This window comes from Bacillus sp. SIMBA_074, assembly GCF_046534555.1.
GTDB classification, from domain to species: domain Bacteria; phylum Bacillota; class Bacilli; order Bacillales; family Bacillaceae_G; genus Bacillus_A; species Bacillus_A mycoides.
The window spans coordinates 1-251 of record NZ_JAWRYM010000934.1; the positions used below are offsets into that span (position 1 = coordinate 1).

Here is a 251-nt window from a genome sequence, read left to right on the forward strand (position 1 = left end):
CTCTTAACAGAAAAATTAATTCTTATATCTCTATTTATATTTATTATCCATTCTATCGAAACACTTGCATATGCAGTCAGATTATCTGGTGCAAGGGTAAGATTGTTAGCTTCAGCTCTATCCTTATTTAACTTGATGGTTATGATTTCTCGATTAGCGAATATGATGCAGCAACCATTTACAGGGAGCCTGGTTGATAATGCTCCAAAAGTAAATACCCTAGAGTTTGTTGAAAACCAATATAGAATCAT

General features: G+C 33.1%; 1 protein-coding gene. It reads left to right on the forward strand.

Annotation, left to right across the window (positions count from 1 at the left end):
• A partial coding sequence (locus tag SB773_RS33520) for a lipid II flippase family protein (protein WP_410594772.1) occupies nucleotides 1-251 on the forward strand: 251 nt, incomplete at both ends.